This is a genomic window from Helicobacter pylori, assembly GCA_008032955.1.
Lineage (GTDB): Bacteria > Campylobacterota > Campylobacteria > Campylobacterales > Helicobacteraceae > Helicobacter > Helicobacter pylori_DC.
In genome coordinates this window covers 806232-825335 of sequence record CP032046.1, presented here as the reverse complement: position 1 = coordinate 825335, position 19104 = coordinate 806232, and the positions used below count along the sequence as shown (strand labels likewise).

General features: G+C 36.5%; 14 protein-coding genes and 7 pseudogenes. 6 read left to right on the top strand and 15 right to left on the bottom strand.

The features are described 5' to 3' along the window. Positions 1-9 precede the first annotated feature (9 nt). From D2C72_03965 to D2C72_03950, 4 genes and pseudogenes are all read left to right on the top strand, one after another. Positions 10-1800, top strand: a pseudogene (locus D2C72_03965) (DUF262 domain-containing protein). Positions 1801-2194: 394 nt separating this feature from the next. Continuing rightward, positions 2195-2803: a ParA family protein gene (locus D2C72_03960; protein ID QEF43512.1), complete on the top strand. Its 609-nt coding sequence runs from the start codon at positions 2195-2197 to the stop codon at positions 2801-2803. Between the two features lie 130 nt (positions 2804-2933). Further along, positions 2934-3218 carry a hypothetical protein gene (locus D2C72_03955; protein QEF43511.1) on the top strand — a complete coding sequence of 95 codons (285 nt, stop codon included), beginning with the start codon at positions 2934-2936 and terminating at the stop codon, positions 3216-3218. A 43-nt stretch (positions 3219-3261) separates the two neighbouring features. Further along, positions 3262-3816 (top strand): annotated as a pseudogene (locus D2C72_03950) (hypothetical protein). Here the strand turns inward: D2C72_03950 and D2C72_03945 are convergent. The 4 genes and pseudogenes from D2C72_03945 to D2C72_03930 form a co-directional block, all read right to left on the bottom strand. After that, positions 3792-3920 (bottom strand): annotated as a pseudogene (locus tag D2C72_03945) (PBSX family phage terminase large subunit). The pseudogenes D2C72_03950 and D2C72_03945 overlap by 25 nt on opposite strands. Before the next feature lie 77 nt (positions 3921-3997). Then, positions 3998-5341, bottom strand: a complete 1344-nt coding sequence (locus tag D2C72_03940; GenBank protein ID QEF43510.1) for a transposase — start codon at positions 5339-5341, stop codon at positions 3998-4000. Further along, entirely contained in the window at positions 5338-5937 is a 600-nt protein-coding gene (locus tag D2C72_03935; GenBank protein QEF43509.1) for an IS607 family transposase, read from the bottom strand. Before D2C72_03935 ends, D2C72_03940 begins: the two co-directional genes overlap by 4 nt. 80 nt (positions 5938-6017) lie before the next feature. Then, positions 6018-6737 (bottom strand): annotated as a pseudogene (locus tag D2C72_03930) (PBSX family phage terminase large subunit). 12 nt (positions 6738-6749) lie between these two features. On the opposite strand from D2C72_03930, the pseudogene D2C72_03925 reads away from it, so the two are divergent. Both D2C72_03925 and D2C72_03920 read left to right on the top strand, forming a co-directional pair. Then, positions 6750-7292 (top strand): annotated as a pseudogene (locus tag D2C72_03925) (DUF262 domain-containing protein). A 270-nt stretch (positions 7293-7562) separates the two neighbouring features. Continuing rightward, entirely contained in the window at positions 7563-8945 is a 1383-nt protein-coding gene (locus D2C72_03920) for an MFS transporter (GenBank protein ID QEF43508.1), read from the top strand. 415 nt (positions 8946-9360) lie between these two features. Here D2C72_03920 and D2C72_03915 read toward each other — a convergent pair whose 3' ends face one another. The 11 genes and pseudogenes from D2C72_03915 to recR all read right to left on the bottom strand — a co-directional run bounded on the left by D2C72_03915 (position 9361) and on the right by recR (position 18983). Then, positions 9361-11340 (bottom strand): hypothetical protein, encoded by a 1980-nt coding sequence (locus tag D2C72_03915; GenBank protein QEF43507.1) that lies wholly within the window; start codon positions 11338-11340, stop codon positions 9361-9363. Positions 11341-11565: 225 nt separating this feature from the next. Continuing rightward, positions 11566-12051 (bottom strand): GNAT family N-acetyltransferase, encoded by a 486-nt coding sequence (locus D2C72_03910; protein QEF43506.1) that lies wholly within the window; start codon positions 12049-12051, stop codon positions 11566-11568. A 10-nt stretch (positions 12052-12061) separates the two neighbouring features. After that, a pseudogene (locus tag D2C72_03905) lies at positions 12062-12816 on the bottom strand (7-carboxy-7-deazaguanine synthase QueE). After that, on the bottom strand, positions 12813-13415 hold the full coding sequence (locus D2C72_03900) for a 6-pyruvoyl tetrahydropterin synthase family protein (protein QEF43505.1): 603 nt from the start codon (positions 13413-13415) through the stop codon (positions 12813-12815). The pseudogene D2C72_03905 and the gene D2C72_03900 overlap by 4 nt, the downstream one beginning before the upstream one ends. Position 13416: 1 nt before the next feature. Then, positions 13417-14075 (bottom strand): annotated as a pseudogene (locus D2C72_03895) (hypothetical protein). Further along, positions 14072-14866, bottom strand: coding sequence for a 5'/3'-nucleotidase SurE (gene surE / locus D2C72_03890; GenBank protein QEF43504.1), 795 nt, complete (start codon positions 14864-14866; stop codon positions 14072-14074). The pseudogene D2C72_03895 and the gene surE overlap by 4 nt, the downstream one beginning before the upstream one ends. 4 nt (positions 14867-14870) lie before the next feature. Next, positions 14871-15782: a polyprenyl synthetase family protein gene (locus D2C72_03885; protein ID QEF43503.1), complete on the bottom strand. Its 912-nt coding sequence runs from the start codon at positions 15780-15782 to the stop codon at positions 14871-14873. 15 nt (positions 15783-15797) lie between these two features. Then, positions 15798-16340, bottom strand: a complete 543-nt coding sequence (folE, locus tag D2C72_03880; GenBank protein ID QEF43502.1) for a GTP cyclohydrolase I FolE — start codon at positions 16338-16340, stop codon at positions 15798-15800. Beyond that, positions 16341-17321 carry a zinc metalloprotease HtpX gene (gene htpX, locus D2C72_03875; GenBank protein ID QEF43501.1) on the bottom strand — a complete coding sequence of 327 codons (981 nt, stop codon included), beginning with the start codon at positions 17319-17321 and terminating at the stop codon, positions 16341-16343. It lies immediately after the preceding gene. Beyond that, on the bottom strand, positions 17260-18405 hold the full coding sequence (gene truD / locus D2C72_03870; GenBank protein QEF43500.1) for a tRNA pseudouridine(13) synthase TruD: 1146 nt from the start codon (positions 18403-18405) through the stop codon (positions 17260-17262). Before truD ends, htpX begins: the two co-directional genes overlap by 62 nt. Then, positions 18402-18983: a recombination protein RecR gene (gene recR / locus D2C72_03865; GenBank protein ID QEF43499.1), complete on the bottom strand. Its 582-nt coding sequence runs from the start codon at positions 18981-18983 to the stop codon at positions 18402-18404. The genes truD and recR overlap by 4 nt, the downstream gene beginning before the upstream one ends. Positions 18984-19104 lie beyond the last annotated feature (121 nt).

Here is a 19104-nt window from a genome sequence, read left to right as displayed (position 1 = left end):
AGGATTTTGATGGAATTGTTAAATTTAGACGGAGTGGTTGAAAAAGGCGTGTTTGAAATCCCCAGCTATCAAAGGGGGTATGCATGGCAAGAAAGGCAATTAAAGGATTTTTGGAACGATTTAGAGCATGTGTCCAAACTGGGAGATAAATTCCATTACATGCACAGCTTAACCTTAAGAGGGCTTGAAAATGAGCTTGAAGATAGCGCTTTTGAAATCATAGACGGCCAGCAACGATTGGCTACAAGCCTGATTTTATTAGACCTTTTAGCCAAAACCACCCAAAACAAAGACCCAAAGTATTCTTCAATGAATCTCGAACCCGTTCTGTCCTATAAGTATTATGGTTTAAATGAAGCTTTTAGGGCGATCATGGAAGAAGAAAAAGATTTAGAAAGGTTTCAAACTTCTTTTTACGCTAAAAATTTGATTGACGCTCATGCGTTTTTTAAAGAAAAAATCAGCGAGACGCCTGTTGGAACGCTTGAAAAAATGTTTGATGCCCTTATAAAGAAAATGCTTTTTAGCGTAGTGGAATTGAATGATAACCGAATCGATCCGTTCAGCTCTTTTGAAACAATCAACAATCGTGGCAAGGATCTATCCACTTTAGAATTGTTAAAAAACCGCTTGCATTTTGTAGCGCACAAGATTTGTAATGGACAAAAATTAGAAACGCTTCAAAAAGAAATCAATGACACCTACACGATCATTTATTACGATTTGAGATCCTTTGAAGATGATAATTTAGAGAGGTTTTTAAAGCATTTTGTGGCGTATTATTATGGCGAGAAAGGGGATTTTAAAAAGAGATTATTGGAAATGGAGTTTAACGCTCATAAAAGATACCACTCATCATATGATGAATATGAAAAAATAAATGATTTGTTACTTTATCTTTCTTATTCTTCTAATGTTTGGTATTTCTTGCACACGCTTGATGATGAAGAGCTTAGGATTGAAATCACGCCTAAAATGCGCGGCTTACTAGACAAAATGCGGCGCTTAAACGCTTTGAGCGAAAACGCTTTTCTGCCCTTATTGCTCTCTCTTTTAACCATACAGCTTGCTGTAAGAAGTGGCGATGAACGGCATTATACCACCAAAGAGTTGGAAGACCTATTAGAATATTTAGAGCGTTTTGGGTTTTTAATCTATGGGGTTGCTGGCAAGAATACGGCTAAAAATGAATGGATTGGATTAGCCTTCAAAGCGATTCAAGCGTGTAGATTTTAGGAAGATAAAATAACCATTGAAGATCTTCCAACGCTAGAAAAGAATTTTTTCAAGGGAAAGCATAGCGGCTTGGAATTGCTTGAAGAGAGTATCCATTCTAAAAAGAATACTGAAAAATGGTATCGGTGGGACAAGGCGCTGAATTACTTGCTGTATGAATACGAGTTGCACCATAACCCTGAAACGACTCTGAATTTTGATAGCAGTATAGAAAGCATTGAGCATATCCTGCCCCAAAAACCCGATCAAGGCTATAGCGCTAAAGAAAAAAGTTGGGCTAAAAATCCCCATGTCGTGCATGCTTTAGGGAACTTGCTCTTAATCCCTAAAAACGCTAACAGCTCTTTAAGCAACAAGCCTTTTGAGGAAAAAAGAAAGGCATACCTTAAAGGCTCTTATAGTGAAAAAGAAGTGGCTAAAAACGCTTCTTTTGGAGTCGCGCAAATCAAAGAAAGAAGCGAAAAATTATTAGACTTTTTGATCGCGCGTTATCGTATCGCTGAATTGGTGGGTGAAAGCGCCATTAAAGCTTTTAAAAACGCTCTTTTGAAAGACATTGAATGATGCGATTGTTCAAAAATAAAGGGTCTATTTTTAGCGCTTCACACCACAACAAGGAGGAATAAGCCAACCAAGAAGCGTATAACCCAATGAAAAAAGCGGTCAATGATGATTACGACATGGGGATGTGAGTTTCACTAATGCTTTCAATAACATGTGTTTAAATAATGTTATTGAATTTGGCGTAACGCCTTTTAATATTCTTTTTCTCTAAATTTTTCCCTTTTAAAAAACACCCTAAAAAACCACCACTAATAAAATTTTACTAACCATTTTAAAAAGAACTAACAGATAACATAACTATTTACAATAATATAGTATTAAGTTTTTCTATTTTATATACTTTTAAGCTATTTATATTTAAAATATATTTAACAAAATTCTAAAGGAATAAGCGATGATAATCACCATAGCTAACGAAAAAGGAGGGAGCGGTAAATCCACTTTATGCTTGAACTTGTGCGTTCAATTATTGCTAGACAAGAAAGATATTGCCGCATTAGACACTGATAGCCAAAAGAGTTTGGAAGTGTTTAACAATATTAGGAGTGAAACAAGTTTGCCTAATTTCACGCTCTTTAATCGCACAGGTAATATCACAGACACCTTAAAACAGATGACGGATAAATACGAATACATCCTTATTGACACTAAAGGCGAACATTCCAAAGAAAGCCAAAGGGCTATGCTATTGAGCGATTGGGTGCTAATACCCACCACGCCAAGCCAACTAGACACAGCAGTGTTATTAGACATGCTAGAAAGGATTAGAGACATCCAAGCGTTGAATGAAAATTTGAAAGCTTGTATTGTGATGAATCGCATCCCTACTATCCCCACTCTTAAAGAGAAAAAAGCCCTCATTGATTTCATCAACCAAAATAACGCTAATGAAAGCGTGTTTTTAATGGATAATCTATTAAGCGAAAGGATAGCTTATAAGCGTTCAGTGAGTGAAGGTATGGGTGTGATGGAATACAATGACAATAAGGCTAAAAACGAATGATCTCAATTCTATGATGAATTGAGCGGGTATTTAGGGGGCAAAAAATGAAAATGATAGAATTTATAATTTAATTCTAAATAACGCTTAATTGTGTTATGATATTAAAAACAATCTACTTTAAAGGATAAATATGGAATTTAAAAACACTAAAAAAGACAGGCTAAGCGATTTAGAAAATCGCTTTGAGAATGCCAACAAGCATGAAACAAACCAACATGAAAAAGAAGACAGGAAAAAAGCCCACACGCTCTATATTTCAGAGAAAGTGATGCATAGCGTAGAAGAGTATTTGAATGAATTTGGAGCGTTCAGGGAAAATAAAAGCGTGTTTGTTCAAGACGCTATTGTTTTTTATTTAGAACACAAGAAAAAAGAAATGAAGCAAATGCTTTTAGATAAGGCGAGCAAGTTGTGATTTTATTGTGTTTTCATATCAATTTTCATACCAAGGAACTTAAATGGAAAAAACAAGACTTTTAAAATTGAGAGCGTTGAGCTTAGCATGTTTAATGGGATTAGGCGTGAGCGGGTGCGCGTTTTTAGATAAGCAAATCTTAAACGACCATTTGACTAAAGCTAAAAATAACCCAAAATACGATTGCCAAAAAGAAATGGGGTCTTTCCCTAAAAAATACAATGGAATAGAGCAATGCTTAAAGGCTCAAGAAGAGCTTATTGAACCGATTATCACTAAAAAGATTGATCAATATCAATGCGGTGATTTCACTAATGAAGGCTTAAAAGATAAGTGCTTTAAAAGAAACGATGCCTATTTAAACACTCTTTTAACGCCCATCATTCAAAAACAAGAGCGTCGTTTTAGCTGCTCTGATTTCCATAACCCAGAGCTGCAAGAACAATGCAAAGACAAAACTAACGCTTATGAAAAACAACAATACCAACAAAAAAGGCTAATCAATCTCGCGCAATTAGAAGCGTTTGAAAAAGAATACGCACAATATCAATCATACATTATCCCTTACTTCACCAAAGAATGTGTTAAAAAGTCGCCCCCATTGTTAGTTTCTATCACCACCATTTCGGCTTTATAGCGCCGATACAATTCACTCACTCTTTGACAAAACTCATTAGGGCTATAATTACCGCTAGCATCCTGTTCCTTAAAACATAGACAAATGCCCATGTATTAAAGTAATTCGCACTTTGTTGATAAATGAAGTTTTTCATTTGCAACTAAAGCCTTGCTTGCACAGTAGTCAAGCGATAGCTATCAGTCCGTTTTAGTAAGATTTCTTTAACCGCATTAAAAGGTGTATTCTTTTTAATTTCTTTGTCAAAGTATCTCGCTAAAATGTTTCTAGCAGCATTATAGTCAGCCTGAATAGTTCCCCCATTAAATAGGTAAAAAGTATTGCTTTTGCGACGCCCTAATAAAAGGTTGTTACAAAAGCTATCGCATTGCGAAGTGTATGCAGGATTGACTAAATGCAATGCAGAACCTCTGCACGCTATTACATTTTTTAAAGCGTCTGCTATTAAACCTTTAACCCAAGAATTGAGTCTTCTGTTAGTGTTTTTGCCATAGCTTGTGTTTTTTGAAAAGTTTTCTTTTAAATCTTCACACACAACCACCTTTGCCTTATCCACTACTTGATGGCAAGCGTTGTAAATAAGGGTTTTTAATCTTTGTTTGACTTTATGATCTTCTTTGTTTTGCTTAATTTTGCCTAGATTGTTTTTAAAAATACGATTAGCTTTTTCAAGTTGATTGTTTTTTTGAGCTTTTTTCATCAGCGCCAATAACTTGTTTCTTCGTTGGTATTTGACTTTTAGTTTGTCGCTGTATTGGGTGAGGATTTTACCTAAATCCTTCCCTAAAAATTCGTTAGTGCTTGTTACAAAGACTTCACTATAACCCTTATCAATGCCTATTATTTCATTCCCACAAGTGCGATTATCTGTTTTTTCATAAGAACTATGAACTTCCACTACCTTGTTTTTTATAATCAGTCTTAAAGTGCCACTAGGTTTGTATTCCATTGTGGTATTTAAAGGGATTTTAATCCTTTTGTTTTTGATTAAAGAGGGTATAGAGATCCAACATTGATTGTTCAATTCAAAAACTTTGTAGTCATCGCTGCGGACAATGATTTGATTGAAAACAGAATTTTTACCATGCTTGAAAGCTTTTCTCATTTTTCTGTGTAAAAAATGATCTTTTAGCCATTCATCTTTTTTTAATTGGATAAAGGCTTCTTTTTGCTCTTCTTTGGTTTTATAGTGTTTGAATATGTCTTTTTTAATAGAAGTTTTAGCCGCTTCCAAATAGAGCTTGATGTTATTGAAGCTATCTCTTAAAGTCTCTTTCCAAGCGTTAGCTAAAACTTTAAATTCCCTTTTTTCCTTAACCCATAAATCTCTAATTTTTCTATCGCTCGTATTCAAACATTTTAAAGCCCCATATTCTTGCCATATTTGAGAACGCAATTTTCCTAAAATTTGGGCTTGTTCGTTTAACGCTTTTAACTTACCTTTATTGATATTTTTGGCATAGAGTATTCTTGTAACTAGCATCATTCTTGATTTTTAAGATGTTCTTTAATTTCTTTGTTGTATTTTCTTAAGCCATAAAGCCTAGAACTAAAACAATGGATAATGCTCAATAAATCTTGTGTCATCTCAGCTTCAGGGCTTAAAGAGATCTGATTCATTATAATAATTTCACAGCCATGAGTTTGAGCAAAGCTTTCAAAATATTCAAAACCAAAACGCACAAACCTATCTTTATGAGCGATAACCAATTTAGAGATTTTTCCCATTTCAATTTCTTCCAAAATTCGGTTAAAAATCTTTCTCTTATAGTTTAACCCACTCCCTATCTCATTACACCATTCACTCACCGCATAGCCATTGGCAAGACAAAATTTTTCTAAGGCTTCAATTTGATTTTGCAAATCTTGTTTTTGATTAGCGCTAGACACTCTAGCATAAACCACTATCTTTGCTTTATCTTCACTAGCTTTAATACCTAGATATTCTAAGTATTGATCATGCGTGTAAAAACGCCTATTTTTTTGATTACGATGAGCGACAAAAACACCCTCTAAATCCCATCGTTGTAAAGTCCTAACAGATTTACCTATCATACTAGCAAACTTAGCAGGCGAATACACAAGCTTTCCTTAATTTAATTATGTGGCTATTTTATCATAAATTAGTTATATTTGTCAATGTTTTTTGTATTAGTTAGATGCTCTATCAAATGGATTACGCCGTCATGTTTTAATCCCATTACCACCACGCCATATTCGTTAGAATAGTCTTTATTAGTCGTGGCGGGGTCGCATGCGATTAATAGCTGTATATAATTATATCTTAAATAAACCTCATCACACCTGAAATCTATGTTTTTAAAAATGCTTATATCACTCTTGGTTCGTAACGCACCTAACCATGTGTGCTGATACTCGGTGTAGGGCATCGTTTTTTCATCGTGTTTTCTTTTTTCGTCTAGGGCGCTATTTTTAAAAAAAGGGTTATCGTAGTAATTGATGCATTTAACATAGCTTTTAGGTGGTGGGATGTTGCCTATAAAGGTCTTATAGACAATGTCATCTGCGGTTGTAGGGTTTAGCGATAATATAATCTTGGGGGTCTTGGCTCTTATCACGCTAGGCACTAATAACTCCCATGAACGCTCGCTAAAATATTGCGCCTCTTCAATCCAAGTAATGTTAATGTCGGCTATGGATTTAATGTTTCCTGCGTTGTATTCTTGCATGCCTTTGAATAAAAAGGTGCTTCCATTTTTAGCTTCTATCTTATCGGTTTTAATCCTAAATTCATCGCTTAAATCTAGTGAATGTATCCATTTCTCTAATATAGATTTAACGCTGTCGGCTATGGTGTTTTGTGTTTCACGCATGCATAATATTCTCAAGCGTGGCTCTTGGTAGGCTCTTAAGACTAACATTTGTGCTATGCTTTCACTCCTTCAACGGATACAAAATTAAACAACATAGCCAATAGCATGAAGGATGTGAAAACCTTTGAATCATTCAACCACAATTTAGCCAAACACCAAACAAGCCCTTTAAAAATCACTAACGATGCGATAGAAGAAATGATGTGTTCTAGTAGCCATGCTTTAGTCTTTCCTATTTTACAAATCTTATACCCACACCTGAACTACAAAACCACCACTTTTCATATAGACCATATTTATCCAAAGTCCAAGTTTAAAAAGGAAAATAAAAAATTGGATAAAGATTTCTATAAGTGTGGGAATTATTTATTTAATCTCCAGCTTTTAGAAGGTGCAGAGAATATTGCTAAAAAGGATAAAGACCATGAGGTGTGGCTCAAAGAAGAATATAAAGATAATCAACAAGCCATAGAAGAGTATAAAAAAAGAAATTATATTGATCCTAATTTAAAATTAGAGTGGGAAAATATAAAGGAATTTCGTGAAAAAAGAGAAGAAGCTATCATTAAAACATTAAAGGAAGCGTTATTACCCAAGTCTTAATAGGAGTGTTTTTTTGGCTGATAGAATCAAGTAAAGCGTTTTAACAGAATAAGTAAACAAAATTTAAACTCGTTTAAGTGGTGTTTAATGATAAAAAAGATAGAATAGCCCGCTTTTTGAGTGCTAATAAATTTCATTTACTGCTTATTATCTAAAAAAATTCCTTTAAGGTGTAAGGTAGCTATATTAATTTTATCAATCTTAGTTTCAAAATGAAAAATTTAAAATAGGGCGATAGCCTTAGTGAAAGGATAATTGAAAGGGTAATTAATGAAATATTTAGGCAGAAAAGAGATAAAAATCTTAGGATTGTCTTCGCTTGGTGGGGCTTTAGAATTTTACGATTTTATCATCTTTGTATTTTTTACAAGCATCATTGCCAAACACTTTTTCCCGAACACGCTTAGCCCTATCTGGTCTGAAATCAACACTTATGGTATCTTTGCCGCAGGTTATCTGGCGCGCCCACTTGGTGGCATAGTGATGGCCCACTTTGGGGATAAATTCGGCCGTAAAAACATGTTCATGCTCTCTATTTTATTAATGGTAATCCCAACCTTTGCGCTAGCTTTGATGCCAACTTTTAATGATTTGGTGGGTTTTGGCGTGGATAGCATGGGGCTTACCCCTAAAAACGCTCATTATCTTGGTTACATAGCTCCTGTTTTTTTGGTGCTTGTTAGGATTTGTCAAGGCGTTGCTGTGGGTGGTGAATTGCCTGGCGCTTGGGTTTTTGTCCATGAACATGCTCCGCAAGGCCAAAAAAACACTTATATCGGTTTTTTAACCGCTTCCGTAGTTTCTGGGATTTTGCTTGGGAGTTTGGTTTATATTGGGATTTATATGGTTTTTGACAAGCCTGTTGTTGAAGATTGGGCTTGGAGGGTTGCCTTTGGGCTTGGAGGGATTTTTGGTATCATTTCTGTGTATTTGAGACGCTTTTTAGAAGAAACTCCTGTTTTTCAGCAAATGAAGCAGGACGATGCCTTAGTCAAATTCCCGCTTAAAGAGGTGTTTAAAAACTCTCTCTTTGGTATATCAATCTCCATGCTTATCACTTGGGTTTTAACCGCTTGTATTTTGATTTTTATCCTTTTTGTTCCCAATTTTACCCTTACGCATCCTAATTTTAATTTCACTCCGTTTGAAAAAACCTATTTTCAAATTTTAGGACTTGTTGGTATTGTAAGTTCTATTATTTTAACCGGGTTTTTAGCCGATAAAATCAAACCGCACAAAGTTTGCATGGCTTTTAGTGTAGCCTTTGCCTTTTTTGGCTTTTTATTCTTTAAAGAATTTTATTCTAACGCGCCAAGTTTAGTAAATACCATAGTTTTATACTTTTTAGCGTGCTTTTGCGCGGGTATTATGAATTTTTGCCCCATTTTTATGAGCGATGTGTTTAGTGCCAAAATCCGTTTTAGTGGGATTTCCTTCGCTTATAACATAGCCTATGCTATAACCGCTGGCTTTACCCCTCAACTTTCAAGCTGGTTAAACGCAAAAGCCATAGCAGCGCCTGAAAGCTTGCAAAGTTATGGTTTGAGCTTTTATATTTTTGTGGTTGCTTTAATCGCTTTTATCGTATCGCTTTTAATGGCGCCAATTTACAACAAATCTAACCCCCAACACGAAGTGTCGCCCACAGCATGAAAGAAGCGCAAACTTTTGAATCATTCAACCAAGATTGAGCCGATTTTCATTAAACCATATTTTAAAAAAATCATATTGACCCTAGAATTAAAAATATAGAAGAATTTCGTGGAAAAAAGAGAAAAAGCTAAAAAAGGAAGCGTTATTATTTAAGTTTTAATGGGGTGTTTTAGCGCTATTTGTTGTAAGGGTTTAACGCTTAGTGTTGGTGGATTTTGGTGGCAATGGAATTCTTAACATTCAAAAATTTTTAAACTTATCGTTTTAGATTTCATTTTGTTGTAAAACTCTTAATGGGGTGGGGGGATATTATATTCCCCTCTGCAATCTCATTAAAACCCCCCCTAGCTCCCTATGAAGTGCATCGCAATGAGATTATCGCTTGATTAAAATCAAGCTCTCTAATATTCTCACCCTAAAACACCCACCCGTAATTGAAAAACACCTTAAAATGGCTAGCCCCTTCATTAAAAACAAAAGAGTTCGTGTAATCGCTACCACTAGAAACGACGCTAGCTTTTCTTTGGACTAAAGGGATGCTAATCCCTACAGAATATTTAGAATGCTTATAGCGGTAATTCAACCCAGTAGCCACATCTAAATTGCCGCTCCCTTTGACTTTGTTCAACACATAATAGCTGTTATACAAGCCCCTTAACCCCCCAAAGATACCAAAAGATGAAGAAAAGTTTCTTTGAACGCCTATAGGGCTATTTTTATTGGAGTAAGTGGTGATGAAATCCAACAACAAATCTATCCCCCCACCATAGCTCAATTGCTGGACTTTTTGATTAAGGGCTTTAGAATAGTTGTATTTGATGATGCCATAATAAGCCAACCCTATGAAATCATTAAAGTAGTTTTGATAGCCTATCTTAGCGTTAACCCCTAAAATAGGGCTTCTAAAACTCTGTGAAGCACTTGAAAAATAGTGGTTGGTAACGCTAGAAGTGACAAAGGTTTTTTGAATGGTGCTGAGCATGGAATTGGCTAAATCTTGCGTGTTCAAACTAGCGTTTAGATTGTAGTTTGTTTGACTCCCTAAGTTAGCGTAGTTGATCGGTAAAGCGTTTTGATTGATGAGTTGCTGCCAAACCGCTGCCGTTACCCCTAGAAACCCAGCTGGGACATCCGCGCAATTGTGATAGATGGAATTAGGGTAGTTGCTAGGGAAAGCGCTCTGACCTTGACCCCCATAAAGCGAACACACATTATAAGGGAGGCCATCAGAATCTTTTGGTTTGCCATTTTCACTTTGACCGGTTGGCACCCTTTGGTAAGTCATGTTCCCGTTATGAGTATAACCCTTAGTGTGGCTGAATTCATGCAAAATGGTCCTTAAATCCTCTAAATTGATAGTCTTAAGGTCATTACCAAAGAGTTTTTTAGGATCTAAAGCAGAAGCCACTACTCCTAATGTGCCATATTCACCATCATTACCATATCCATTGGCTAACCCTACAACCCCTGAATCTTTTAAAACAACCGCATCAATTTCTATTTTTTTTCTAAAATTATTAATAATACCTTGTTTGTTGAGTATATATTGTTGATCGACTTTAGTATCAACACGCCCATTTACTCCGGGATTTACGCATTTTGAAGGATTATTATCGCAATCTGTTGAGCTGTTAGTGAATTCAAAAGGAGCGTTTAAAATCGCATCGCCCCAAGATTGGGAGTCTAAGACAGCGATCATGTTCAACATTAAATTGGTGAATTCTTCTGCGGTTTGTGGGGTGAAATTTTGCCAACAATCATTTTTGGTATTACCATTATTATTGTAAGGACAAGTGTTGAAATTGCTTGGATTTTTATTACTATATTTCATTATCAGATTTGTTTTAATCTTATTGAGCGTTTCAAACACTCTTTGCGTGTTAGCGTCAGAAACAGAAGTGCTAGTGGCTTCAAATTTTGGAAGAAAGAAAGTATAGGGGCCAATTTTATCAAACGCCTCTTTTAGGCTATCAAATGCCTCTCCAGGCAAAACCATCTTAGAGTGTTTGGGGATAGTCTCTATCACCCCTAGATCAATCGTGTTGCCTTGAGCGTCTGTAAAACTCAGTTTAACATTGCTTAAATTATAAGGTAAGAAATTTTCTATAGTTAATTTACCACCAATATACAATACTTTAATAGGGGATAAGGATGAAAATGTTAATTGTGATATGGATTTAGCGTCTGTGAACAAATTAGCCGCTCTTTTTAAAACGCTATCTGTGGGTAAATAGTTATAAGTTGCGTAAGTGTTTTTTGTGGTGGTGTGTCTTTTTTCTTGCGTTTGCGTGCCTTCTAATAGCCCAGTTTCAAACCCGGCTTCTATGAAAAAGCCATTTTTCTCGTTCGCTTCTAAAGCGCTGAATAATAAAAGTGGGATGAATAGTTTTCTCATGGTTATCTCTTTTTAGTTTATAGCGCCTTTATTATACAATTTAAGGGGATGGTTTATTTATTTTTCACAATTTAAAGTTTTTACAAGGGATTAGTGTTTCATATTGAAACAAAATTTTCAAAACAAGCGTTCGTTTTAGGGCTAATTTAGCGTTAATTAGGCTGTGTTAATCAAAGTTTGATAGTTAAAGTCATCGCTTGGGCATGTGTCAAATGGATGCACCAATCAAGACAGAATCTTTTCCATAAAAAGAGTAGGGAAAATCAAAGCCTCTTCGCCCAACTCCACCACGCAATCCTCTTCTTTGATGCGCACAAAACCCAGCTTTTGATAGAGGTTGCATGCCTTGATTTGACTCTTGCTCACATGCAGAGAGATTTTAGTATAGCCTTTAATAAAAGCGTATCGCTCCACGCTCTCATAGAGTTTTTGACCTAGCCCTTGAGATTGATAAGTGCTATCCATGTGGAATTTGCACAGCTCGGCTTCTGTTTGATTGATACGATTAAGCCCGCAGATCCCAATGAGCTTTTTATCCTTTCTCATTCCAAAAAATTCCCCGCCATGCTCGCGCAGTTTTTGAACGAACCCGCTAATACTGGGCAAAAGATCCAAGCGTTGGATAAACCCTAAAGGGTTGTCAGCGATGCGCTTAGCATAAAATTCTTCTAATTCAGTGGGGTATTTGGGCGAAAAAACTTTGATGGTCATGATTAACTTTTTAAAACCCTTTTTGATTATCCCACAAGCGGATATGGAGCCTATCGCTCAGCCTAAAACCATGCTTTATGGCTAGGGGGCTAGGGTTTTTAGGTTTTTGTCTAGCTCGTTATTGGTTGTGCCTAAGGGCATTAAAAAGATTTCATTATTTTTTAAGGAGAGTTGTTTCAAAAGGCTTTGAATCTCTGCGATAGATTGAGCGGCGTTTTGGCTATCCAGGACAAATTTAAAATGTGCACTTTTAGCGTTATTTAAGATATTTTGTAGGGCTTTAAGGTTGATCCGCTTGCTTTCTTGCTCCAAAGAAAAAGAGAGTTTGACGCTTAGGGTGAAATGCAATTCTTTTAAAATAGGGCTAAATTCAAAAAAAATAGAGCCATTACTCTCTACAAATAAAGGGATTTTTTTATGGTGGAAATGCTCTAAAACGCTCAATAAAATAGGGTTATTAAAATACAAGCTTGGCTCCCCGCCTGTAAGAATGAAATCAAAATCCTTATAATTAGGGGCTAAATCCTCTAATCGTTCAATCAAAGATTCAGGCTCATTGTAATAATCCCAAGATGTTTTGAATTTAGGATGCACCGCATACAAGCTATCGCAACCTGTTAGAATTTCATCATTGAATGGGGTTTTACAATTAAAGCCCTTGCATGAAAGGTTACACCCCCCTAAGCGTAAAAAAAGACTGGGCTTGCCTATCCTTTCTCCTTCACCTTGTAAGGAAAAAAAGCTCTCAACGACCGGGAGTTTCATGGGATTTGGTGTAAGGGCTTAGCATGAAAAAAGCATTTTTCTTCATCGCTAATGATTTTATGGAAAAAGTCCTTATCATGCCACAAATTTTGAATGCCTTGTGAAAAAGAGACGCAATGATCATGCACTAAAGATTTAAAGTGTGGGTTTTCTAAATCTTTTAAAAAGCTCTCCGCATAGCCGTTTTTAGTCTCATGCACGCGCACGCTAGAGATTTTTAACTCCCCTTCATCATTAGAAAAAACGCTTTTTTGTAAAATCCTTGTCAGGTAGTATAAAAACATGAGGGCGTAACTCTCCGCACTCAAATTAAACGAGCATTTCACATAACGCGTGCAATGATTTTCTATAAAACGCTGGAACTCAACGCTTTCTTTATCCCAAAAATGATGGGCATGATCAAACGACTCAATGAAAACTTGCATTTCTTGTTGCATCAGTCCAAAATCTAATGCCATGTTCGCACTATCTAAGCGGTTGGTTTCAATAAAAACCTCCACTTCATAATTATGCCCATGGATATTTTGAGCGCATTTTAAAGAAGAGCAATTGCGCACCACATGGCTAGCGCAAAATTTATACAATCGCCTGATAACCATTTCATTGCCTATAACATGGCTGATAAAGGGGCAGTCTTAAATTGTAGTAGTAGCGTTCAGGGCGGTTAAAATCAATGCGTTTGATCGTGCTTTTAATCAAATCCCTATAAAGCATCTGATAGCCGCAAGTTCTCCCGCTCACGCTCCCATCCACATATAAAACCCGTTTTTGCAACACCACATCATACCAATCCAAAATAAAATGCGAATTAGTGCTCATTAAAATTTGCTCGCTAAAGCCATTGATAGCGTAATAATCCGTAGGGGTTTGGGAGCAATAAAACTGCCCCCCAAGAAAATAACAAGGCTTATTGACTTGATCAATCAGTTGGTAATTGTATTGGTAGAACGGCACAGCCGAGATATTACGGACAATGCGCGCATAGATCACATTTTTGGCTTTATCTAGTGGGAATTCCGCTTGCGTGAAGACGTTATAAAAGCCTAATTTTTGCAATTCATAAACAATCACATTGATATAATAAGAAGTCATCGCATCGCTTCTGTCATAAGCCACCACGATAGTGGAATTATAGTTGAACAAATAATCCCCTGTAACTTCTGAATAATACCCCATGTGCAGGCGGTGCTGGCATGCATTAAAGAAAAAAACACCCCAACAATTAGCCCTAAAAAAGCCAAGCGGTGATTTTTACTCACTTTAACATTCCCTCATGCCAAGATTCCAAGCTTTTTAGATCATCATAACTGGTTAAATCTAAATTTAAAGGCGTGATAGAGGCATGGTTTGAAGCAATAGCGTCAAAATCAGAGAGTCTGTCTTCATTTTCGCGCTTTTGCCATTCTAAGGGGTGTAGCCCTAGCCAAAAATAGCTTTCATTCTTGGGGTCTGTACACTTATGCACTTCTTTTTTATACAGCCTATAGCCCTTAGGGGTGATGCGTTCGCCCTTATATTCTTGTAAGGAGCAATTAGGGACATTCACATTCAGGAGTTTGCGCCCCTTTAAGGGGTAGCCTTTGGTGAAAACATTTTGGACTAAATCCTGGATGATCTTTTGAGCTAGATCAAAACTTAAGGGAGTGTTTTTGTTTTTGTTAGAAAGGATTTGAGAAATCGCAATGGAAGGCACGCCCTGGATCGTGCCTTCAATCGCTCCGGCCACCGTTCCCGAATAAATCGTGTCTTCGCCCATGTTAGAGCCAAGATTGATCCCTGAAATCACCAAATCAAAACAAACATGTTTAAAAAGCTCATTGATCGCCAGATACACGCAATCGCTTGGCGTGCCATCATCAATCCTATAATGCCGGCCTTCTTTGCCCTTAATTTTCTCCGCTCTTAAAGGCGCAGTGATAGTGATGCATTGCGAGCATGCGCTTTTTTCATGCTTGGGGGCGACCACATAAATTTCTGCCATTTCTTCTAAAGCTTGTTCTAAAGCTTTAATGCCTTTTGCATGGTAGCCATCATCATTGGTGAGTAAAATTTTTTCATGTCTTGCCTTTAAATAGAGTGTTCAATAATGCGTTTAAATTTTCTTGCAATAAAGGATAAGTGGGTTTTAGTAGATTTAAATCGTTTAAAATCTCTGTTTTTAAAGTGTGGGCGTAATCGTTTGCCTTTTTTAGCCCTAACAAATTCACAAAGCTGTTTTTAGCGCCGTCTAAATGAGTGGTTTTACCGCTTTCTTCTTCATCTTGTGTAACGTCTATAATATCATCTAGCACTTGAAAACAAAGACCCATTTTTAACCCAAAATCCTGAAGCCATTTTAAAAGCTCTTCATTTTTAATACCGCTTGCAACAAGCCCCATCATCAGGCTTGCGCTAATCAATTTAGCGGTTTTATGCTCGTGTAAGAAAGTGAGCTGTTCTAAATTTAAGGGCGTGTTTTCAAAATAGCAATCCAAAGCCTGCCCTAAGATCATGCCCTTAATCCCCCCATTAGCGCTTAAGATTTTGGCTAATTCCACAATGATAGGGCTTTCTAATAAAGCGTTTGAAAGCAATTCAAAAGAGTAGGTGTTGAGCGCATCGCCGATTAAAACGGCTGTGGTTTCATCGTATTTAGCGTGTAAAGTGGGGTGGTTTCTCCTTAAAGCGGCGTTATCCATGCATGGCAAATCGTCATGGATGAGCGAATAAGTGTGCAAGCATTCAATGCTTAAAGCGATTTTAAAATATTCTGTTTGTTGGTTAGAATAATCTTTTTGACCCACTAAAGAGCAAAGCACGGCTAAAAAAAGCTTGGGGCGGAACCTTTTGCCTCCATTGAGCACCATTTCAAAAAAGGCTTTTTCCAAATAAGGGTGGAAGCTTTCAAGGTGTAAATGATGGTGGTTTAAAAAGCTTTCAAAACGCTCGCACTCATTATAATAAAAGGATAAATTAGGGTTATTCATGTATAGAATTATAACCTAAGATTTTAAGAGTTGCATAAATTCAGCTCTGGTTTTAGGGTCTTTTTTGAAGAGGCCTCTTAACACACTTGTTTTAATGATCGCATTTTGCTTTTGCACCCCTTGCATGCTCATGCACAAATGCTTGGCTTCACAAACCACGATCACGCCCCTTGGCTCTATGATTTCATCAAAGGTTTCTGCAATTTGAGTGGTCAGCCTTTCTTGGATCTGCAAGCGTTTGCTATAAATTTCAATGAGTTTGGCGATCGCGCTAATGCCTACAATCTTTTCTTTAGGGATATATCCTACGCTAATATTCCCCAAAAAAGGGAGCAAATGGTGTTCGCAAGTGGAGTAAAATTCAATATTTTGAGCCACTATCATTTCATCGCAAACGCCTTGAAAATACGCGCTTTTTAAAGCCACTCTAGGGTCTTCTTTATAGCCTTTATACAAGAATTTCCATAATTCTTGAACCCTTTTAGGCGTCTCTTTCAAGCCTTCTCTATTCTTATCTTCGCCGATATTTTCAAAAAATTGGTTGAAAAAATTTTCCATTTAAACAAAACGCCTTGATAGAGATTGGATACGATTTTTAACGCTAGGGTGGGTGCTAAACATTTCAGCGTTAAAAAGATAAGCCGCTGATCGGGTGCTATTTTTATCTATTTCTTTATAATCGTTATTGGTGTAATCGTTAGAAATTTTTTGTAAGGCTCTGATCATGGGCTTATTGTCATGCATTAAAAACGCCGCCCCGCTATCGGCCATGTATTCTCGTGTGCGGCTCAAATACATTTGCAAAATAAGCGTTAAAAAAGGCAAAATGATCTGTAAACCCAATAAAATCATTCGGGCTAAATTCGCCCCACTATTCTTGCGATTCCCCATGAAAAAATACACGCTAAAATTAGCCACTAACAGCATGATATTGCTTAAAATCCCCACGCACATGGTCAAGCGGATGTCATTGTGCCGTATGTGGCTGAGCTCATGAGCGATCACGGCTTTCAATTCATCTCTATCCAACCTCTCTATTAAAGCGCTTGTAAGAGCGATAAGAGAATTAGATTCATCCCACCCGCTCGCAAAAGCGTTCATGTAAGGGGCGTTAATGATATAAAGCTTAGGCTCAAAATGAAGCTTAGCCTCTTCTAAAAGTTCTAATAAAAGGCGATGGATTTGATTTTCTTTAGAGCTTAAAACCTTGCTTGTGTCAATAAGCTTGTATTCATCACCGCTTAACATGATAGAGCTAAAATTTTGGATACAAATAACAATAATGACAAAAGCCGCTAAAAACATGATAATGGTGATCGTAGGAAAAATTTGAAAAGTGATGAGTTTAAAAAGGGCTATGCCTAAATCATTAGCATTAATTCTAATGACATCCACCAACAACCCAATAAAAGCAAAAATCACGCAATAAGTGGCTAAAACCGCGTTCGTTTTGATCCTGTTTTGCACGATAATCTTTTCAAAATTCGTCATTATTTTCTCCTTTCTCATGCTTGATTTCTTTGAGCAACGCGCTCGCATAACTCCCTTTAGGCAAGTAAAATCCCAATTCAAATTGCGCTTTTTCTTTGATATATTGGGAAGTTACATTTTCTGCAAACACCCAAAAAAACCGCCTGGATCCTAGCGTTTTAGCATGGCTATTTAAAAGGTTATGCTGGAATTCTTTTTCAATTTCAAAACTCAAATTTTTTGCATAAAGAGCTTTTTTGCCATCTAGTAACCCCGTAGGCGCAGCTTCTTTTTTCAAAAACCTTTCGCTTTCTTTTTCTAATTCTAAAGCGTCAAAAAATTTCCCATAAGGGTAATGGCGCATCACATCGCCTTCTAAGATTTTAAAGGGGTGGGCTTGGTTTTTAAGGGCTTTTAGGGCGTTTGAATTAACGCTTAAATTTTTTTGTTTAAAAAATTCTAAATTTTCTTTGACGCTAAAAGCGCTAATGATTTTACTGATTTCTAATCGTTTGCTTAAAAGTGCGTTAAACAAATAACTTTGATAGCTTGAAATTAAAAAAGCGTTTAATTTTTGATGGGCGAATTTCGTTTGATTTTGCAAGATTTTTAAACCCTCTTGGTGGTTGTCATTGAACTTCCCAAAGCGTTGCGCTCCAAAATAATTAGGCATGCCAAACTGCGCGATTTGTTCTAAAACCTGTTCAGTCTTTTGAGCGTTCAGGGGGGTCATTTTTTTAAAACGCATAAAAAAGCGATTCCCTTTCAAATGCCCTAATTTGATTTTATTATGATGGTAATTCAAAGACAGGATTTTAAGGTTTTTTTCTTGAAAGTTATTCGTATTTTTTTCTAATAAAGGGGCGTATTTTTTAGGGAGTGAGATGAATTGAATCGTCAGCGCGTTTTTATCTTTCAAGCCGGCATAACCCAATTCAGCGATTCTTACCCCTAAAATTTGAGAAAAAATTTGAAGCATTTCTAAAGTGCTTAAACCGCTTTTTCTCACTTGAATAACGGCATGTTCGCCTGTGTTGCTAAATTCATACAAAGGCACTTCATGCACGCAAAAATCCCTAGCGCTAGAATTGAAATGAAAATCAATGCTCGCATGGTTATAAGCATGCAATAGGGGCATAAAATTTAAATTCATGCTTTAATCCTTGAATTAAACGCCCTTGAGAGCGAAACTGAGTCAATGTTTTCAAAATTCACTCCAGTAGGCACGCCTTGAGCGATTTTAGTGAAAGTGAGGTGGAAATGCTGCAATTTATCTTCAATATAAAGCATTAAAGAATCATTAGCCAAAGTGGGAGGGAAAGCAAAAATGATTTCTTTAATGTTTTCTTCAATCAGGCGTTTTTCTAGGGCGTTAAAATCCACTTCTTCTATAGAATTTAACACATAATAGCGCCCTAAAAAATCCTTTAAATCTTCTAAAATAAACACATCTCTTGGGTGTAAAACCATGCAAAGCTGAGAATTTTGCCGGCTCTCATCAGAGCAAATCTCACAAACCTCACTCTCACTGAGCGCGTTACAAGATGCACATGTTTTAAGGTTTTCTAGGGCGTTCTCTAAAGCGTGCGTGATCTTGAGCGCCAGATAGGGGTTTTCTAAACCCAAATGATACGCCATTTTAAAGGCGGATTTTTTACCCACATTGGGGATTTTTTCTAAACAATCCACTAAATTTAAAAAGTGATTCAAGCTGTTTTTATAAGTATTCATTTTGTTAGTATATCAAACTTAACTTGACTTGAAAGCCACTAAAAGGGCTTTTATTGTTTTTTAAAAGAGGGTTTAATATGAAAGGCGCTAATAGAGCGTTTAAATAAAAGCGCTATAATGC

Bases quoted from the DNA above. Each gene is read 5' to 3' on its own strand.
- D2C72_03920 (QEF43508.1), top strand. From the start codon at position 7,563: ATGAAATATTTAGGCAGAAAAGAGATAAAAATCTTAGGATTGTCTTCG.
- D2C72_03910 (QEF43506.1), bottom strand. From the start codon at position 12,051: ATGACCATCAAAGTTTTTTCGCCCAAATACCCCACTGAATTAGAAGAA.
- D2C72_03955 (QEF43511.1), top strand. From the start codon at position 2,934: ATGGAATTTAAAAACACTAAAAAAGACAGGCTAAGCGATTTAGAAAAT.
- truD (QEF43500.1), bottom strand. From the start codon at position 18,405: ATGAATTTAAATTTTATGCCCCTATTGCATGCTTATAACCATGCGAGC.
- D2C72_03915 (QEF43507.1), bottom strand. From the start codon at position 11,340: ATGAGAAAACTATTCATCCCACTTTTATTATTCAGCGCTTTAGAAGCG.
- htpX (QEF43501.1), bottom strand. From the start codon at position 17,321: ATGCGAGCGCGTTGCTCAAAGAAATCAAGCATGAGAAAGGAGAAAATA.
- folE (QEF43502.1), bottom strand. From the start codon at position 16,340: ATGGAAAATTTTTTCAACCAATTTTTTGAAAATATCGGCGAAGATAAG.
- D2C72_03900 (QEF43505.1), bottom strand. From the start codon at position 13,415: ATGGTTATCAGGCGATTGTATAAATTTTGCGCTAGCCATGTGGTGCGC.
- D2C72_03885 (QEF43503.1), bottom strand. From the start codon at position 15,782: ATGAATAACCCTAATTTATCCTTTTATTATAATGAGTGCGAGCGTTTT.
- D2C72_03940 (QEF43510.1), bottom strand. From the start codon at position 5,341: ATGATGCTAGTTACAAGAATACTCTATGCCAAAAATATCAATAAAGGT.
- recR (QEF43499.1), bottom strand. From the start codon at position 18,983: ATGAATACTTATAAAAACAGCTTGAATCACTTTTTAAATTTAGTGGAT.
- D2C72_03960 (QEF43512.1), top strand. From the start codon at position 2,195: ATGATAATCACCATAGCTAACGAAAAAGGAGGGAGCGGTAAATCCACT.